The organism is Thalassospira lucentensis, from assembly GCF_032921865.1.
GTDB lineage: Bacteria > Pseudomonadota > Alphaproteobacteria > Rhodospirillales > Thalassospiraceae > Thalassospira > Thalassospira lucentensis_A.
In genome coordinates, this window is the sequence record NZ_CP136684.1 from 4,216,184 (window position 1) to 4,232,039 (window position 15,856).

Here is a 15,856-nt window from a genome sequence, read left to right on the forward strand (position 1 = left end):
TATTCTGCCACATCGGTTGGGAGAACAATGCGAAAGCCTGAGCCCGTATCACATCCGCCGTTTCGGTGCTTCAGTTATTCGGACCACAGCATCGCGAATGTCGAAGCAATTTTGACAAGACGGGCTAAAGAGCACGACAGCGCCTTGTCCGGCAACAATAGTCGCCCCCGATCCACCTGCCGATGACACAGGATGATCGCACCAGTGACGATTGACGAACGCATCATGGCGCACTTCACGCCGTCGGTGACTGGCCTTCCGACATTTCCGAACGCAATCATCGGCCCCGTAGTCAAGTCAAGCCGGATGATCCCGGGTATTGCCTCGCCCCGGATCACCTCGCTCCGATCAGCCTGCTCTCACCCAAAGGGCACATCTCTCCCGTCATGATTCACACCAATTTTCCGCAAATTCTCCACGGGCTCATCACCCGGACGCACCACCGCCGTAATGACTTTTCCACGCGCTATTGATGCCCATTTGGCGATGTCGCCGCCGTCCTTTCGACCTGTCAGATCGTTGCACTGTCATCGTCATACTCCTGTCTTTGGCCCAAAACGCAAAAACCCGCGAAAGCGAATCACGCTTTGCGGGTTTTGGGTCCGGGTGCATTTCTCCCGTTGACTTTGTCTTTATGCCACAAACAAAAGAACAAATCAAGAACAATCTTTAGGAAACTTGCAAAAAATCCGAATCCCTTAAAAAGATGTTATTTTTCAAAACCCTATGCTGCCTCTACTCCGCCGCATCCGAGCTTTGCCGGTTCAATGCACGTGTCATCAATGCGCGCAGTTTCGCCGGGCGGAGCGGCTTGTTCAGCAGTGCGAATCGCTGGGCGCGGATCAGCTCCGCCGTATCGGTACTGCGATCCGCCGTAATCACCACGCCGGGAATATCAAAACCGTGTTGGTCCCGCAGCCTGATCAGGACATCAAGCCCGGTTTCGCCGGAACTCAGGTGATAGTCGGCAAGGATGATATCGGGGGCAAAAACAGGTTCGAATCCCTCCTTGTCCGCCACTACTTTCTGCGGAACCAGAAGCTTCTCAGCATCAATCCCTGACCGCGCAGTCGCCACCACGCAATTCCAGTTTTCCAGCATGGCGCGCATGCCATCCAGGATATCGGGTTCGTTATCGATGCAAAGGACGCGCAAACCGCCCAGTTCGCCTGCCATCCGGCGGCGCGGTTTGGGCATTGCGGCCTCGTCAACAATGCCAATCGGCACATCGACCGAGAAAACCGTCCCCCGCCCCGGGCGCGACCGCACCGAAACCGTATGATCCAGCGACCGGCCAAGGCGATCGACAATCGCAAGGCCAAGGCCAAGCCCCTTCACATCGGTGGTTTCCGGGCCCTCAAGGCGATGGAATTCGCGGAAGATGATTTTAAGCTTGTCCTCGGGGATTCCCGGCCCGCTATCCCAGACCTCGATCCTGATCTTGTCCCCCCGCATCCGGCATCCGACCACCGCCCCGCCATGGCGGGTATAGCGCAGCGCGTTGGAAATAAAGTTTTGCAGGATGCGGCGCAAAAGCCGGCTGTCGCTTTTAACCCAGACATCACGCGGATGAACCGCAAACCGAAGCCCGGCCTTTTCCGCGACGGGTGTAAATTCGGTCTTGAGCGCATTAAGCACATCCGAAACCCGGAAATCACGGATGGTGGGTTGCATGGCCCCGGCATCAAGTTTGCAGATATCCAGAAGCTCGTTGAGCAGTTCCTCAACCCCCTTAAGCGACAGATCAACCTTGTTGACCAGATCATGGATATCGTCGCGAAGCTCCTTGCCCCCCAGCGCCACGGTGAACAGGCGCGCGGCATTAAGCGGCTGCAAAAGGTCATGGCTGGCCGCGGCAAAGAACCGGGTTTTGGTATCGTTCGCGGTTTCGGCCTGTTCCTTGGCAACGGAAAGTTCCGAGTTCAGTTCCTCAAGCGCGTGGGTACGTTCGGTTACTCGGGCCTCAAGCCCCTCGTTGGCATCCTTAAGCGCGCGTTCGGCATTCCGGCGTTCGGTGATGTCGTGATAGATACAGAAATAACCAAGCACTTCGCCGGTTTCGTCAAAGTGCGGGATATATGTCCCCTCGGCATAGCGGGCTTCGCGTTCGCTGCCATCACTCGCCCCCCAGCCTTCCTTGGGGGCGGGAAAATCGATCTCGAAGCTCTGGCGATAGCCTTCCAGTACCGCGCGGATCATCGGCTCCAGCCGGACATAACGCTCCTCGCCCACCGCTTCGCGCACCGCCATGCCATGCGCCTCGATCCGGCGGATGCCAAACATCCGCTCATACGGGCGGTTCGTAAAACGCAGCCGCTGGTTTTTGTCTGCATAGGCGATCATGACCGGGATGTTATCGGTATAGATACGAATATTGCGCTCGCTTTCGCGCAATGCCTCTTCGGTCCGGACACGGGCGGTGATGTCGGCAATGGTCGCAACAAACCCGCCATCGGGCATCGGGTTGGTCCGCATTTCAAGCACCATGCCATCCGCCCGCTTGCGCTCATAGGTATGGGGCAATCTGCGCATCTGAGGGGCGGCATTGCGGCCCAGAAGGATATCGATATCGACCGCACGCGCACCATTGTCGCGGCAGATATCCACAAGTTCCGATAATGGCAACGTGACCTGAATGTCGCTTGCAGTAATGCCCAGCAGATCAATAAAGCGATGGTTCCATGTCGCCAGACGCAAATTCTGGTCAAACACCCCAACCCCTTGCGAAATGTTTTCAAGCGTGTTGAGCAAAAGGTCCCGGTTGAATTTGATCGCCTCGGACGCTTCATCCAGAAGCTCCATCGCATCGCGCCGCGATACGGCCTTATCGGGCAGCAGAAGCGCCATCACCACGCGCGACGACGCCGCCCCGACCGCGCCCGATAATAGATGTTCGGTAAAATTCGCCGCATCAAAATCGGCAATGTCGGATCGTTTGCTGTCATCCCCGCGCTGCTTGAGGTAAGTGCGAAACGCACGTTGCGCCCAGTGCTTGCCAAGGAAGCGCGCGGCAAGGTCTTCAAGATCGCCAAGGGTCACGCGGCCGGGCCATGTGTCATTGCGCGCCTTGGTATCCTTGCGATAGATATCGACAAAAAGCTGGGCCTGGCGGCGCTGGGTGACACCCTGCACACCAATCGCCGATCCGACAAACATCAGGACGAAATTAACCCCAAGCGACCAGACAACCCCATGGGTCAGATGATCCTCGATCCCGACGCCGAGCAACGCCTGCGGGCGCAGGATACCAATGCCAAGCGGCCCGTCCGTCAGGATCGACATCGGCAACAGGCCGCTTTGGATAAAGCTTGGCAGAAGCAGGGTATAGGTCCACAGCACAAAACCGGAAATCAGACCGATGCGAACCCCGGTGCGATTGATCGATTTAAGATAAATCGCCGCCAGAACCGCCGGGCCAAATTGCGCCACCGCGGCAAAGGACAAAAGCCCGATATCGGCCAGCGCGTATTTTTCCGACAGGAACCGGTAAAAGCCATAGGCCAGAAACAGGATGGCAATGATCGCGGCCCGGCGAACTTTAAGCAGAACCTGGCTGACATCCCCGGCAAACCGCCCCTGCAATTTCTGCGACCGCAGCAAAAGCGGCATGACCAGATCGTTACAGACCATGGTCGATACCGCGACACAGGATACGATCACCATGCCGGTACTGGCCGAAAGCCCCCCGACAAAGGCAAACACCGCCAGCCAGTTTTCCCCGCCCAGCAACGGCAGGGTCAGAACAAACGTATCGGGATTGACCGCCGGATCACCGCCAAACAGCAGAATCCCGGCAATCGCAATCGGCACGACGAAAATATTGATCGCAATCAGATAGCCCGGAAACAGCCAGCGCGCCGATTTCAAATTCCGGCTGTCGTCATTTTCAACAAATGTCACATGGAACTGGCGCGGCAGACAGAAAATCGCAAACAGCGCCAGCAGGGTCGAAATGAAGAAATGCGATGTCAGCCAGGCATCGGGCTTGAACATTTCGGTAATGTCGGGATTGGCTGCGGCCCGAATTTGCATGTCGCCAAAACCGTCAAACAGGCCGTAAACCACAAACAGCCCGACGAATAAAAGCGCCACGAGCTTGACCAGGCTTTCGAACGCCACTGCAAGGATCAGCCCGTCATGATGTTCGGACGCATGGATATAACGCACCCCGAACAGGATCGCGAAAACCGCCATCAGAATGGTGACGTAAAACGCCGTATCCTTGGAAAAATCTGCGGCACTGTGGCGCACGATCTGTTCGCCGACCTCGCCGATCAGAACATCGAATGACAGCGACACGGCCTTAAGCTGAAGCGCGATATAGGCCAGAACCCCGATCACGGCAATGATCGCCACAAGGGCTGCCGAACTCTGGCTTTTGCCATATCGCGAGCCCAGAAAATCGGCGATGGAGGTGATGTTCTGTTCGCGACACACGGTGGCGATCTTGGTCATCACACCAAAACCGACAACCATCATGATGATCGGACCGATATAGATCGGCAGGAACGCCCAGCCGCGTGTGGATGCGGTCCCGACCGACCCGAAAAACGTCCAGCTCGTGCAATAGACCGCCATCGAAAGCGCATAGATGCTGGGCTTCAGGCGAGATGCCCGCCATTTTTCGGCATATTTGTCACCATAATGCGCAATCGCAAACAGAAGCCCGATATAGGCCATGGCAACAATGAAAATAAGTCCGCCCTGAAGCATCCGGCTTATGGCTCCGCGTATCGATAATGCCGCCAGATCAGGCGGTTGGCGTTTAGACTATACCACGGCGCGCTTATGGACTAAAACGACGCAAATCCAAACCCGACCAAAGACCAAGAACGATCAGGATCGACATGCCTTCCGATTATGGATTTTACGCCGGAATTCTGCGCTTTGTCGCAAAGAAAACCGAAAGCGACGACCGCGAGATAAAGGTCATGATGGGCCATCTTTCCGGCATCGCGACCGCCATCGAACATTCCGGACGCTTTGTTGTTGAACGTGCCAATTGCGAAAGTGCCGCCCGTGCCTTTGCCGGGGTTGCCAAATTCCTGCAGGAACGCATCCTCCCCGAAGCCCTCGCCGCAGGTAACGAAGGGGCGGTAAATCAGCTTAAATGGGCGATTGAAACCTCGCTCGCACTGGGTTCGGAACTGGTCAAGCGGATCGCGCTTGAAGAATATGAAGGTCAGGACAAATTCACCTTCGACCTTCCGATGCCCCCCGGTTCGCCAACCGTGCATTAGGCATCTGCCCCGGTTCTATTAGCCGGTTCCATCGGCATGAAAAAAGCGGCACCCGAAGATGCCGCTTTTGTTTTTCGCCGACTATCAGATCGAACGCCTGTTACGCATCGGCCCAGACATTGGCGCGCTGCAAAAGGCCGGTGGCTTCGAACTCTTTGCCATATGGTGCAGCCTTTTTCACGAAATCCATGTAGGATGCATGAATACGGCCGTTCAGTTCGTTCTGATCGGCGATTTCCTTGACCGCTGCCTTGACCTCGGTCGCAAGGGCTGCAATCACATCATCGCTGAAATGACGGATTTCCGCCCCCTTGGCCAACACCGCCTGATAGGACTGGATGTTGTGGAAGGTGAAATCTGCCAGCGTCTGTTCAAGATTGGCCTGCGCGGCGACGGCAAAGATTTCCTGAAGGTCTTCGGGCAATTCCGCGAATTTGTCCTTGTTGACAAACACTTCAATACCCGTGCCCGGCTCGGCAAAGGCCGGGGTGTAATAGTATTTGCCAACCTGCGTCAGACCAAACGCGTAGTCATTCCACGGGCCAACCCATTCGGCGGCATCAATCGCGCCAGACTGCATGGCCGGCAGAATTTCGGCTGCGGGCAACATCGTCACATTAGCACCCAGGCGACGCATGGCTTCACCACCGATCCCGGCATAGCGCATCTTGATGCCCTTGATGTCCTCGACGGTGTTGATTTCCTTGTTGAACCAGCCACCAGCCTGCAAACCGGTATTCCCGGCTGCGAACGGCTTGACGTTGAACTGGGCATAAAGCTCATCCCAAAGCTCCTGCCCGCCGCCAAAACGCAGCCAGCCCGAAAGCTCCCAGCCCATCAGGCCGAACGGGATCGTCGAAAAGAAGTTTACACCGGCATCCTTGCCCGCCCAGTAATAGGGGGTACCGTGTGCCAGCTCGGCAACGCCCTGCTCGACCGCATCCATGCATTCGAATGCCGGAACAAGTTCGCCTGCGCCGTAAACGGTGATCTTAAGGCGGCCGCCCGACATTTTGGTCACGCGCTCGGCGAATTTTTCGCCATTGGCACCAAGGCCCGGCGTACCTTTCGGCCAGGGCATCACCATGCGCCAGTGGATCTGTTCATCGGCTTTGGCAATTGAAGGTGCGACACTGCTGGCGGCAAAGGCACCGGCGGCCATGCTGGCACCCGTCAGGAACTGACGACGTTTCATTGTGGGGCTCCCCAATTCATATTGGCAATTTTTTGCGCAAAACAGCTTCGAATATTACATTCGTAACTTTGCAAGCGTTCGAAGTTAGCGTTTTTGCCGCCCCCAACAATTCATCTTTGCGGGATGCAGCATCCCGCCACACGCATGGCTTGTATATAAGGCCGGTCAATTTTCACCCCTAAGTGTGACAAACAAAAACGGGGCCGCCCGAAGGCAACCCCGTTTTCCGATGATTATATTTCCGTATCCGAACTTAGTAGCCCCAGACCTTTGCACGCTGCAAAAGACCGGTCGCCTCGAATTCCTTGCCATACCGGGCGGCTTTCTTGACCAGCGCAAGATAGCTTTCAGCGATACTGCCGCTTAGATCATTCTTGGCGGCAATCTCTTCAACGGCGGCATTCGACTGTTCGGCCAGTGCGAGAATGACATCGTCGGAGAACTGGCGCACTTCAACCCCTTTGTCGATCAACGGCTGATAGGATTGCAGGTTATTGTAGGTAAAGTCGGCCAGCGTGTTTTCGGCAATCGCCTGTGCTGCATAACGGATGATCGCCTGCAGATCGGTGCCAAGCGCATCAAACTTTTCCTTGGAAATAAAGATTTCAAGGCCCGGTCCGGGTTCATGGAACGCCGGGGTATAATAGAATTTGGCAACCTGATAGAGACCGAATGCAAGATCGTTCCACGGACCGACCCATTCGGCGGCATCAATCGCACCAGACTGCATGGCAGGCAGAATTTCGCCCGGCGGCAGCATGGTGATGTTTGCACCCAGGCGACGCATGGCTTCGCCACCCAGACCGGCGTAACGGGCTTTCAGGCCCTTAAGGTCCTCAACCGAATTTATTTCCTTGTTGAACCAGCCACCTGCCTGCATGCCCGAGTTACCGGCATAAAACGGCACAACATTAAACTCGGTATAGGCTTCTTCCCAAAGCTCCTGCCCGCCACCAAAACGCAGCCAAGCGGAAAGTTCCCACGCCGTCAGACCAAACGGAATGGTCGAAAAGAAGTTCAGCGCCGGGTTCTTGCCCTGCCAGTAATAAGGGGTACCGTGCGCCATTTCGACCACGCCCTGTTCGACTGCATCCATGCATTCGAACGGCGGGACGATTTCGCCAGCACCAAAAACCGAAATGCTCAGACGGCCATTGGACATTTCCTTGACCATGGCGGCAAATTTTTCGGCATTGGTGCCAAGGCCCGGCGTCCCTTTGGGCCACGGCATGACCATCCGCCAATTCAGGCTTTCCTGTGCAGATACGATGGCCGGTGCGGCAACACTGGCCGCAACCGCGGCACCGGCACCAATACCGGCCCCTTTAAGGAACTGACGACGTTTCATTGTAACCCCCTAAACTCTTTTACTTTGGTGATTTTTTGCGCAATCACCGCTAAGCGTTGGGGGATTTTGGCGAAAAGATCGCGCATATGCCACTATTTTTGCGTAGAACAATGCGGATTTTTTCGCCGACGTTACGGCAGCTTAGCTGCCGCCAAGGTAACGATTGTAATTGGCGATAAACTCGTCCGTCGTCCCCTTGCCACCGGCAGTGTTGTAATACTGCTTCCAATAGGCAGCGAGACCGGGGATATCATTTGCATCGGGCAAGGCGGCACTGACCCGCATATAACGAACCCGGCACATGGCGGCAGCATAGGCATTGTTGGTTGCCAACTGCGTTGCCTTGTCCGGTTGCGGCGCCAGATAGGCATCAATCTTGGCCTTCAGATCGGCTCGGTAATCCAGAAAATTGACATAGCAATCATTCAGGGTTGCCGGTTCCATCTGGAAAATCCCGCGGGCCGGACCACCGCCGACCTGTTCAACATAGGTGCCAAGGCCACTTTCCTGGGCGGCGGTTCCCATGATCAGATTTTCCGCGGCCTGCGACCACAGACCAAGATTTTGCAGAACAGGTCGAACAATGGATTGACGCAACTGGTTGGCATTGATCGGCATGATGTTTCCTTTGCGTTCATCAGGGACAGAATTGATCTGCCTGACGACGTACCAGAAACACATTCGTGATCTTGGCCACACAAAACACCCGCGATAGTTGCATTTGTTGCGCCATATATTATTAGATAATGCTGCAAACAATTGGCAGAAAACGTTATATTTTGAAAGTTCACTTCAAAACCGAACCTTCCCCACCCTTTTGGATAGTTAACATTATAATCTTAATATCCAACCTAAGGTACTGCCACGCACCCCGGAAATTTGTGATAGCGAGCGACGAGGGACAAGAATGCATCAGGAACTTAAACGCCGTCTTGAATTCATCGATTTTGATGACAGGAAAGCGGCTCATCTGAAAAAGGCATGGCCAATAATCGAAAAAAATCTGGCCCCGATACTGGACGAATTTTACCGCAAGGTGATGGCCCGCGGTGATCTGGCAAAAATTATCGGTGATCCATCAAATATCGAACGCTTGAAAAATGCACAGCGCAAACACTGGGCAAAGCTGTTCGACGGTACATTTGACCAGGTCTATTACGACGATGTACGCCGGATCGGGAAAGCCCATGAAATCATCGGGTTAACACCTGAATCCTATGTTTCGGCATATAACTTTCTGCTCGCCCGGCTTTGCGATATTCTTTATGCATATTTCCGCAAAGATTCAGCAGTTTCCCAAATCGTGACGGCCTCAACCAACGCCATTCTTGTCGATATGGAAATGGCAATCACCGTCTATTACGAGGAAACCCAGAAAACATACAGCAACCGTCTGGCGAAAATGTCGGGCGAGTTCGAGGCAACCGTCTCCAAGGTCGTCGAAGCACTGGCAAGTTCGGCAGAAGACATGTCAAGCGCCTCGGAAACCCTGATCAGCAGCATGGGACAAACCACCGAACAGGTGGAAAATGCAAAATCCGCCGCCGAGATATCGGCTTCAAATGCATCGACAGTGGCAGGATCGGCCGAAGAACTTGACAGTTCCATTCGCGAGATTTCAAGCCAGATTTCGCGTGCCTCGACCGTATCAAACGAAGTTGAGAGTTCCGTGCAGGCGACGTCGGATGTCATTGAATCGCTAAATGTCTCCGCCGAGCAAATTGGAACGGTTGTCGATCTGATCGACAAAATTGCAAATCAGACCAACCTGCTGGCTCTGAACGCCACCATCGAGGCGGCACGCGCCGGTGATGCGGGCAAAGGCTTTGCCGTGGTCGCAAGCGAGGTCAAAAACCTTGCCAACCAGACCGCAAAGGCAACCGGCGATATCACTACCCAGATCAACAATGTGCAGCAGAATACATCGGCCGCAGTTACAGCGATCCGCGAGGTTGCAGGCCAGATCAGTTCAATTGTTGATTCCATCACCGCCATTTCGGCGGCCGTCGAACAGCAAGCCGCTGCAACCACGGAAATCAGCACGAACATCACATCCGTTTCGTCGGCAAACGGCAATGTCAACACCAGCTTGGAATCGGTCAGCGGCACCGCGCATCGCACCGGAACGGTCGCAGAAGAAGTTTACAAGGTTTCGCAGGTTCTTAAACAGCATTCCCGCCAGCTTAAGACCGATGTGAACAACTTTGTGTCTCGATTGACAGAAACCAGTTGAGCGAAGCGGTTTTACCGATCCCTTGCATCGGAAGGTGATATGCCAAAGACCCGTTTGAACGCGGTTGCAAAATTTGCCGGACTTGAATATCCAGCCATCCAGGCGGCCTGACCAATCGTCAGGCCGTCTTTTTCCATGGCATCGCGCGCTGCGATCAGGCGGCTCTCGCGGATGAAATCCTTGACAGTGGTGCCATAGGCATTCTTGAAAATGCGTTGCAGGCTGGCAATGCTCATGCCGAGCTTTTCAGACAGCCCTGACAATGTCAGATCATCAAGAATATGGTCTTTGATATAATCGCGAATTTCCTGGGCCTTCTGGTGATGTTCAAGTGCGTCGGGTTCGGCACTTCCCTCCGCGATAAATTCAGCGTCCGGGCGCAGCGAACCGAGTGCCTCGGCGAGAATTTCCAATCCACGGCTTTCGGCATATAAATCGCGAAACAGCGGATCATCGGTTGGCGGGTACAGCAATTGATCGGCAAGCGCGATTGCGCGACGCGATGGTTGCCATTGGCGTACGGAAATCCCGGCATGAATGAAATCGTTGATGGCTGCATGTCGACTGTCACCGTTGCAAACCCGTTTGACGACCCAGTCATACTTTGCGGAAATCATCACCTTGCTGACATCGTCACCCTTTTGCAGTTCTCGATGCAGCATGACCGGTTGGGATAACGCCCAGATAAACCCGACCGGCTGTATGCGGGCATCAAGGTCAAACGGGACATTATCGAACGCACCGCGTACCCGGCCCCGCAATACGATCGCCACAGTTACCGCCGGATTGACCGGAAATTTCACCGCAGCATCCCGCATGCTAACGGTATCGGTGGTGTGAATGTTCAGGAATGACTGAAGATTGTCGTTGGATAGCCATCCGCTCATCATCGGGCGACCGTCAGCCGCGTTTCCAGGCAACGCTGTTCCAAAATCCTCAAGCTGCTGGCCAGTGATGGTTTCGCGCCGTGTCACATTACGCCGCACCCGTTGCGGCGCATGCTGCTGATCAAACGCCATATCGAAGCCTTTCCAAGTCCTGATTTCCTGCCACGCGCGATATTTGTGTTTTCGCAAACATCAATGGCGATCTCGCAAACGGTATTACGATTGCCCGAACCACCCAGCTAATAATATTCAAAATCATTCGCATTTGGCAAATTTATTTGATAAGGAAATCAGCATGTCGCAGTCATCCAGACCGGTATTGCCGGGCAAATGCCGTCAACCGGTTTATGGCCTGTGCCGCGCAACCCTGCTTGCCGGCGTTGCCCTGACGGTATTGCCGGTCGCAGCCATCGCACAAGAAACCAAAGCCGAAAACGAAACCATCCTGACGCCGATCGAAGTCACCGCTGGCCGGGATACCGCCCAAACGGCAGCAGGTGGTGTAACGATCACCCAGGAACAACTGGACCGCACCAATCCCCAGGACATCAAGGATGTCTTTGCAGGAGAAGCCGCAGTAACTGTTGGCGGACCAACCAAGATTTCCCAGAAGGTCTATGTGCAGGGCATCGAAAATACCAAGCTCAATGTCCAGATTGATGGCACACGTCAGGTTGACTCAACCTATCACCATATCGGCACGGCACTGATTGATCCGGGCATGCTCAAAACCGTGCGCGTTGAGTCCGGTGTCGCGCCTGCCGACGCGGGACCGAACGCGCTTGGCGGATCGATGGCATATGAAACCAAGGATGCACGTGACGTTCTGTCACCGGACGATCCTTTCGGTGGATCGGCCAAAATCCAGTATAACAGCAATACAAAAGGCTTTAGCGAATGGCTGACGATTGCCGGTCAGCATGATGGGTTTGAAGCACTTGGCTATGTCCAGAATAGCAATCAGGGCAACTACAAGGATGGCGACGGCGACGAAGTCGTCGGCACTGCAGATGGCAGCAAGAATGGGCTTGGAAAATTTGCGTTCACCGGGAACGAGGGATCGCGGATCGAAGCCTTTGCCAGCCATTTTGAAGACGAGGGCGTGCGCCCTGCCCGGCCGAACTTCGGATCGCTTGCTGGCGGGCAACTGCCACAATGGATTTCCTACAAGGATACATCGCTGGGTGTCAGCTATGTCGATGAAATGCCGGGAGACCTGCTGGCACCGGAATTCAGCCTGAATTACAGTAAAACCAATCTTGATGTTCCCCGCCTTCAGGGCGGTCCGAATTTCTATCATGTACAGTCCGAGATCGAGACCATCAACGGCAAAGCTGCCAATACATTTGATGTCGGCATGGGCGATGTGACGGCCGGTCTGGATTTCTATCACGATGAAGCTACCGGCACCCATGACCGCACGCCCCGCGACGGAAGCTATAGCGAAACCACAACCAATATCGGTGCGTTTTCGCAAGCCCGACTGTCGCTGACCGATGCCTGGCGCGTATCATTTGGTGGCCGTGCAGACCGTCAGTGGTTCGAAGGCGTTGACGGAACCGATTTCGAGGAATTCGGACTAAGCGGCAACGTGAATACCGAGTACGATGTCGTTGAAACGGTAACTGTTTATGGCGGGGCTGGCACACAGTTTGGCGGACTTCCACTTGGTAAATCCGCGATCTACAATTTCAGTGGCGTCTGGAATTATGACGGATTTTCGCCTTCCCGCTCCAAAAACTTCAAGGCCGGCACACGTTATTCCGACGGTGGTTGGTCGCTTGACGGTAACGTATTCTACAACAAGATTGATGATTCCCACGATCTGACCGGATCCGTGGTTGGCAGTACGGTTTACCGCAACACCACCATCGATCTCGTTACACAGGGCTACAACCTGTCAGCGGCTTACAACTACGGTCCGGGTTTCGCCCGTGTGACCTATTCCCACACGGATGTCGAAACAGATGGTGATGCGCCTCTCAGCACCAATGCATCCTATCAGGGCGTTCTGCAGGGCGATATCTTCACCTTTGAAGTTGCACACGGATGGGATGACCTTGGTGTGCGGGTCGGTACAACGTCCGAACTTGCTCTGGCAAATGATGATCCCGAGGAAAACGGTTTCCCGAAACTCGATACCTATTTCGTGGCCAATCTTTACGGGGAATGGACGCCGGAAGCTTTGAATAACGCGGTGACCCTGCGCGTTGATGCCCTGAACATTTTTGATCGCGACTATATCGACCGTGCAACCCCGGGATATGACAGTGCTCAAGTCGGAGAACCATATCACGAACCGGGACGCACCTTCCTTGTTTCTGCAAAGGTGACGTTCTGATCAGACAATTTTCCAGCCGGTTTGAAATCCGTGATGGGTGGCATTCGTGCTACCCATTTCGGCGTTTCAGAACGTATGCCACCCCATAAATACTATAAATACTCCAGCAGGACTTTTGCCATGAAATTCAAATGCCTTCTTGCTCTGGCGACCCTCACGTCGATGATCGGCGGATTGGCCCAGGCCAAAGAAACCATCACGCTGACCGATGTCTCGGGTCGCGAGGTCACCATTGAGGTCCCCGTTAAACATATGATCCTTGGCGAAGGCCGCTTTTTGCCAAGCCTTGGCATCCTTGATCCCAAAAATCCGGTCCGTTGGGTTGCCGGAATGATGGGCGAATTTAAAAACCTTGATCCCGCAACCTTTGCCCAATATCAGGCAAAATTTCCCGAAATTGACGATATTCCGCTGGTCGGACGCAGTGGCGAAGCAACATTCAGCGTCGAAAAGGCGATTACAGTTGAACCCGATGTTGCAATTTTCGGTATAAACGGTGGTCACGGCCCCGGATCGGATAGCCACGAGGTCCTAAGACAATTCGGGGCGGCCCATATCCCGGTTGTCATGATCGACTTCCGCAGTGAACCGTTTGAAAACACCCCCAAAAGTATTCGCATTCTTGGCAAACTGATGGGCAAGGAAGATCAGGCCGAGGCATTCATCAAATTCTACGAAGACAATCTGGCCAAGGTCACATCCGGCCTACAAGGCATCTCTGACAAACCCAAAGTTTTCCTTGAGAGCCGGGTTGGCCTGCATGGTTCCTGCTGCGAGGCGATGGGCAACCAGATGATCGGAAAATTTGTTGAAATGGCGGGAGGGCAAAACATCTTTGCCGACCGGATTCCCGGGGTCATCAGCCAGATTTCAGTCGAACAGCTACTGGTCGATCAACCGGATATATATGTGGCGACCGCAATTGGCGGGGCAACAATGACCGACGAGCAGAATGTGGGCCGTATCATACTTGGAACCTACGCCGATGCCGAAACATCACGCGCGTCCCTGGCCAAAAACATGGAACGCACCGGCTTGCCACAGCTCGACGCTGTTAAAAACGGCAAAGTCTATGCCGCGTGGCATCATTTCTATAACACGCCGATGAATGTGACACTGTTACAGGCGATGGCAAAGTGGTTCCATCCCGATCAGTTTTCCGACCTTGATCCAGACGCGACCCTTGCCGAATTCTTTGACCGGTTCCAGCCGGTGGCACTGGATGGGGTTTACTGGATCGGCCTTGATCAACCTTAAGCCCCTGCAATCAATTTCCTCATAAGAAACCATCAGAGATCGGTAAATCCATGTTCAAAACCAAAGGATCGGTTCAGACCGAACATGCCAGCAAATATCTGCAACAACTGTGCAAGCACTTTGCCCATAAGGTAGAAGTCGATTTTACCCCCGATAAGGGGCATGTGAGCTTTCCGATGGGCCCATGCATCATTCAGGCCGATAACACCACCCTGCGCTTTGAGGGACAGTCAGAGAAAGCCGACGGGATCAAGGCCATGAAAGGCGTCATCATTTCACATCTGGATAAATTCGCATGGCGCGAACAGATTGAATATGTCTGGGAAGACAGTTCGGACTAAGCCCGCCATTCTGACACAAAAAATGCCAGTCCTAAAAAATGCCAGTCTTCCGGACTGGCATTTTTCTGTTTAGCGAAGGTCGTAGATCACCGGGATCGTCAATGTCATTTCTGTGCGCGCCATATCCTCGGGGAATGGCGGAAAACGTTTAACCCGTTCGATCATATCCTGCGTCGCACGATCCAGAATGGATGAGCCACTCGGGCTAATCATTTCAAAGAGGGAAACCGTGCCATCGCGCTCGATAATCAGGCGGACCATATTCTGCCCTTCGATCCCGCGCCGTTTGGCGCGATCAGGATATTCGCGATAACGCATCAGCATCTGCACAACAGCTGTCTGGTAATCGACAAAGGCTGCGCTGCTCATTGCAGCACCACCGCCACTGCCCGACGCGGAACTTGCGGCCTGGCTTTGGGTTGCTTCGCCAACCGTCCCCTGGGATTTGACTGAATCCACCGGGCCGCCGGATGGCTGCTCGACCGGTTCGGCCGCGGCCTTTTCAACAGGCTTGGGCGCTTTTGCCGGTTCCGGTGTCGGTTTGGGTGGCTCGGGCTTTCTGCGGACCGGCATAACGTCTGCCAAAAGAGGACTGACTTCGGGGACCGGTTCAGGTTCAGGTTCGACCACTTCCTCGACAACAGGTTCGGGAACAGGTTCCGGTTCAACGACCGGTTCGGGCTCGGGCTCAGGCACGGTTTCGACAACCGGTTCCGGCTCTGGTTCGGGCTCCGGCTCAACAACCGGCTCGGGAACGGGTTCCGGTTGAGGCTCTACTTCCTCGACCGGTTTTTCACCCTGTTTGCTGTCTTCGGAATCGGCACTTTCTTCCGGTGTTTCAGCTTCACCCTCGGTCGCCTGTCCGCTGCCTAGCGAGATGCTAATGCTTTGCACGGCCCCCGCCCCGCCCCAACCGGCAGGCTGTGGTTCAGGCATGGCAAGAACAATACCCCCGGCAAGAACAATGCCGGTCAACCCGGTCGCGATCAGGAAATCAATGCGTTTCGACATTTT

The 15,856-nt window shown here is 54.5% G+C and carries 13 protein-coding genes and 1 pseudogene; 6 read left to right on the forward strand and 8 right to left on the reverse strand.

Annotated elements, in window-relative coordinates:
• Window positions 1-74: 74 nt before the first annotated feature.
• Entirely contained in the window at window positions 75-227 is a 153-nt protein-coding gene (locus tag R1T41_RS20360; RefSeq protein WP_317338875.1) for a hypothetical protein, read from the reverse strand.
• Window positions 228-735: 508 nt separating this feature from the next.
• Window positions 736-4,713, reverse strand: coding sequence for a NahK/ErcS family hybrid sensor histidine kinase/response regulator (locus tag R1T41_RS20365; protein WP_317338877.1), 3,978 nt, complete (start codon window positions 4,711-4,713; stop codon window positions 736-738).
• A 134-nt stretch (window positions 4,714-4,847) separates the two neighbouring features.
• On the opposite strand from R1T41_RS20365, the gene R1T41_RS20370 reads away from it, so the two are divergent.
• On the forward strand, window positions 4,848-5,240 hold the full coding sequence (locus R1T41_RS20370) for a hypothetical protein (RefSeq protein WP_062951433.1): 393 nt from the start codon (window positions 4,848-4,850) through the stop codon (window positions 5,238-5,240).
• Window positions 5,241-5,340: 100 nt separating this feature from the next.
• Here the strand turns inward: R1T41_RS20370 and R1T41_RS20375 are convergent, their stop codons facing one another.
• The 3 genes from R1T41_RS20375 to R1T41_RS20385 all read right to left on the reverse strand — a co-directional run bounded on the left by R1T41_RS20375 (window position 5,341) and on the right by R1T41_RS20385 (window position 8,401).
• Window positions 5,341-6,435 carry a TRAP transporter substrate-binding protein gene (locus tag R1T41_RS20375; RefSeq protein ID WP_062951431.1) on the reverse strand — a complete coding sequence of 365 codons (1,095 nt, stop codon included), beginning with the start codon at window positions 6,433-6,435 and terminating at the stop codon, window positions 5,341-5,343.
• Between the two features lie 253 nt (window positions 6,436-6,688).
• Window positions 6,689-7,783, reverse strand: coding sequence for a TRAP transporter substrate-binding protein (locus tag R1T41_RS20380; protein ID WP_317338880.1), 1,095 nt, complete (start codon window positions 7,781-7,783; stop codon window positions 6,689-6,691).
• A gap of 141 nt (window positions 7,784-7,924) precedes the next feature.
• Window positions 7,925-8,401: a hypothetical protein gene (locus R1T41_RS20385; protein WP_062959843.1), complete on the reverse strand. Its 477-nt coding sequence runs from the start codon at window positions 8,399-8,401 to the stop codon at window positions 7,925-7,927.
• Window positions 8,402-8,690: 289 nt separating this feature from the next.
• Between R1T41_RS20385 and R1T41_RS21970 the strand changes: the two are divergent.
• A pseudogene (locus tag R1T41_RS21970) lies at window positions 8,691-9,146 on the forward strand (protoglobin domain-containing protein); the annotation flags it as partial.
• Here the strand turns inward: R1T41_RS21970 and R1T41_RS21975 are convergent.
• Complete coding sequence (locus tag R1T41_RS21975; RefSeq protein WP_411045568.1) at window positions 9,143-9,391, reverse strand: SCO family protein; 249 nt, start codon at window positions 9,389-9,391, stop codon at window positions 9,143-9,145. The pseudogene R1T41_RS21970 and the gene R1T41_RS21975 overlap by 4 nt on opposite strands.
• Between R1T41_RS21975 and R1T41_RS21980 the strand changes: the two genes are divergently transcribed.
• Window positions 9,285-10,016, forward strand: coding sequence for a methyl-accepting chemotaxis protein (locus R1T41_RS21980; RefSeq protein WP_363928461.1), 732 nt, complete (start codon window positions 9,285-9,287; stop codon window positions 10,014-10,016). The two genes, R1T41_RS21975 and R1T41_RS21980, sit on opposite strands and share 107 nt — an antisense overlap.
• Before the next feature lie 11 nt (window positions 10,017-10,027).
• Here R1T41_RS21980 and R1T41_RS20395 read toward each other — a convergent pair whose 3' ends face one another.
• The gene (locus R1T41_RS20395; protein ID WP_317338883.1) at window positions 10,028-11,035 is read right to left on the reverse strand and encodes an AraC family transcriptional regulator; all 1,008 of its coding nucleotides are present in this window, start codon (window positions 11,033-11,035) and stop codon (window positions 10,028-10,030) included.
• Window positions 11,036-11,198: 163 nt separating this feature from the next.
• On the opposite strand from R1T41_RS20395, the gene R1T41_RS20400 reads away from it, so the two are divergent.
• The 3 genes from R1T41_RS20400 (at window position 11,199) to R1T41_RS20410 (ending at window position 14,842) form a co-directional block, all read left to right on the forward strand.
• Entirely contained in the window at window positions 11,199-13,244 is a 2,046-nt protein-coding gene (locus R1T41_RS20400; protein ID WP_317338885.1) for a TonB-dependent receptor domain-containing protein, read from the forward strand.
• A gap of 120 nt (window positions 13,245-13,364) precedes the next feature.
• Window positions 13,365-14,501, forward strand: a complete 1,137-nt coding sequence (locus R1T41_RS20405) for an ABC transporter substrate-binding protein (RefSeq protein ID WP_317338887.1) — start codon at window positions 13,365-13,367, stop codon at window positions 14,499-14,501.
• A gap of 50 nt (window positions 14,502-14,551) precedes the next feature.
• The gene (locus R1T41_RS20410; RefSeq protein WP_062959830.1) at window positions 14,552-14,842 is read left to right on the forward strand and encodes a DUF2218 domain-containing protein; all 291 of its coding nucleotides are present in this window, start codon (window positions 14,552-14,554) and stop codon (window positions 14,840-14,842) included.
• A gap of 69 nt (window positions 14,843-14,911) precedes the next feature.
• Here R1T41_RS20410 and R1T41_RS20415 read toward each other — a convergent pair whose 3' ends face one another.
• Window positions 14,912-15,853, reverse strand: coding sequence for an energy transducer TonB (locus tag R1T41_RS20415; protein WP_062959829.1), 942 nt, complete (start codon window positions 15,851-15,853; stop codon window positions 14,912-14,914).
• Between the last annotated feature and the right edge of the window lie 3 nt (window positions 15,854-15,856).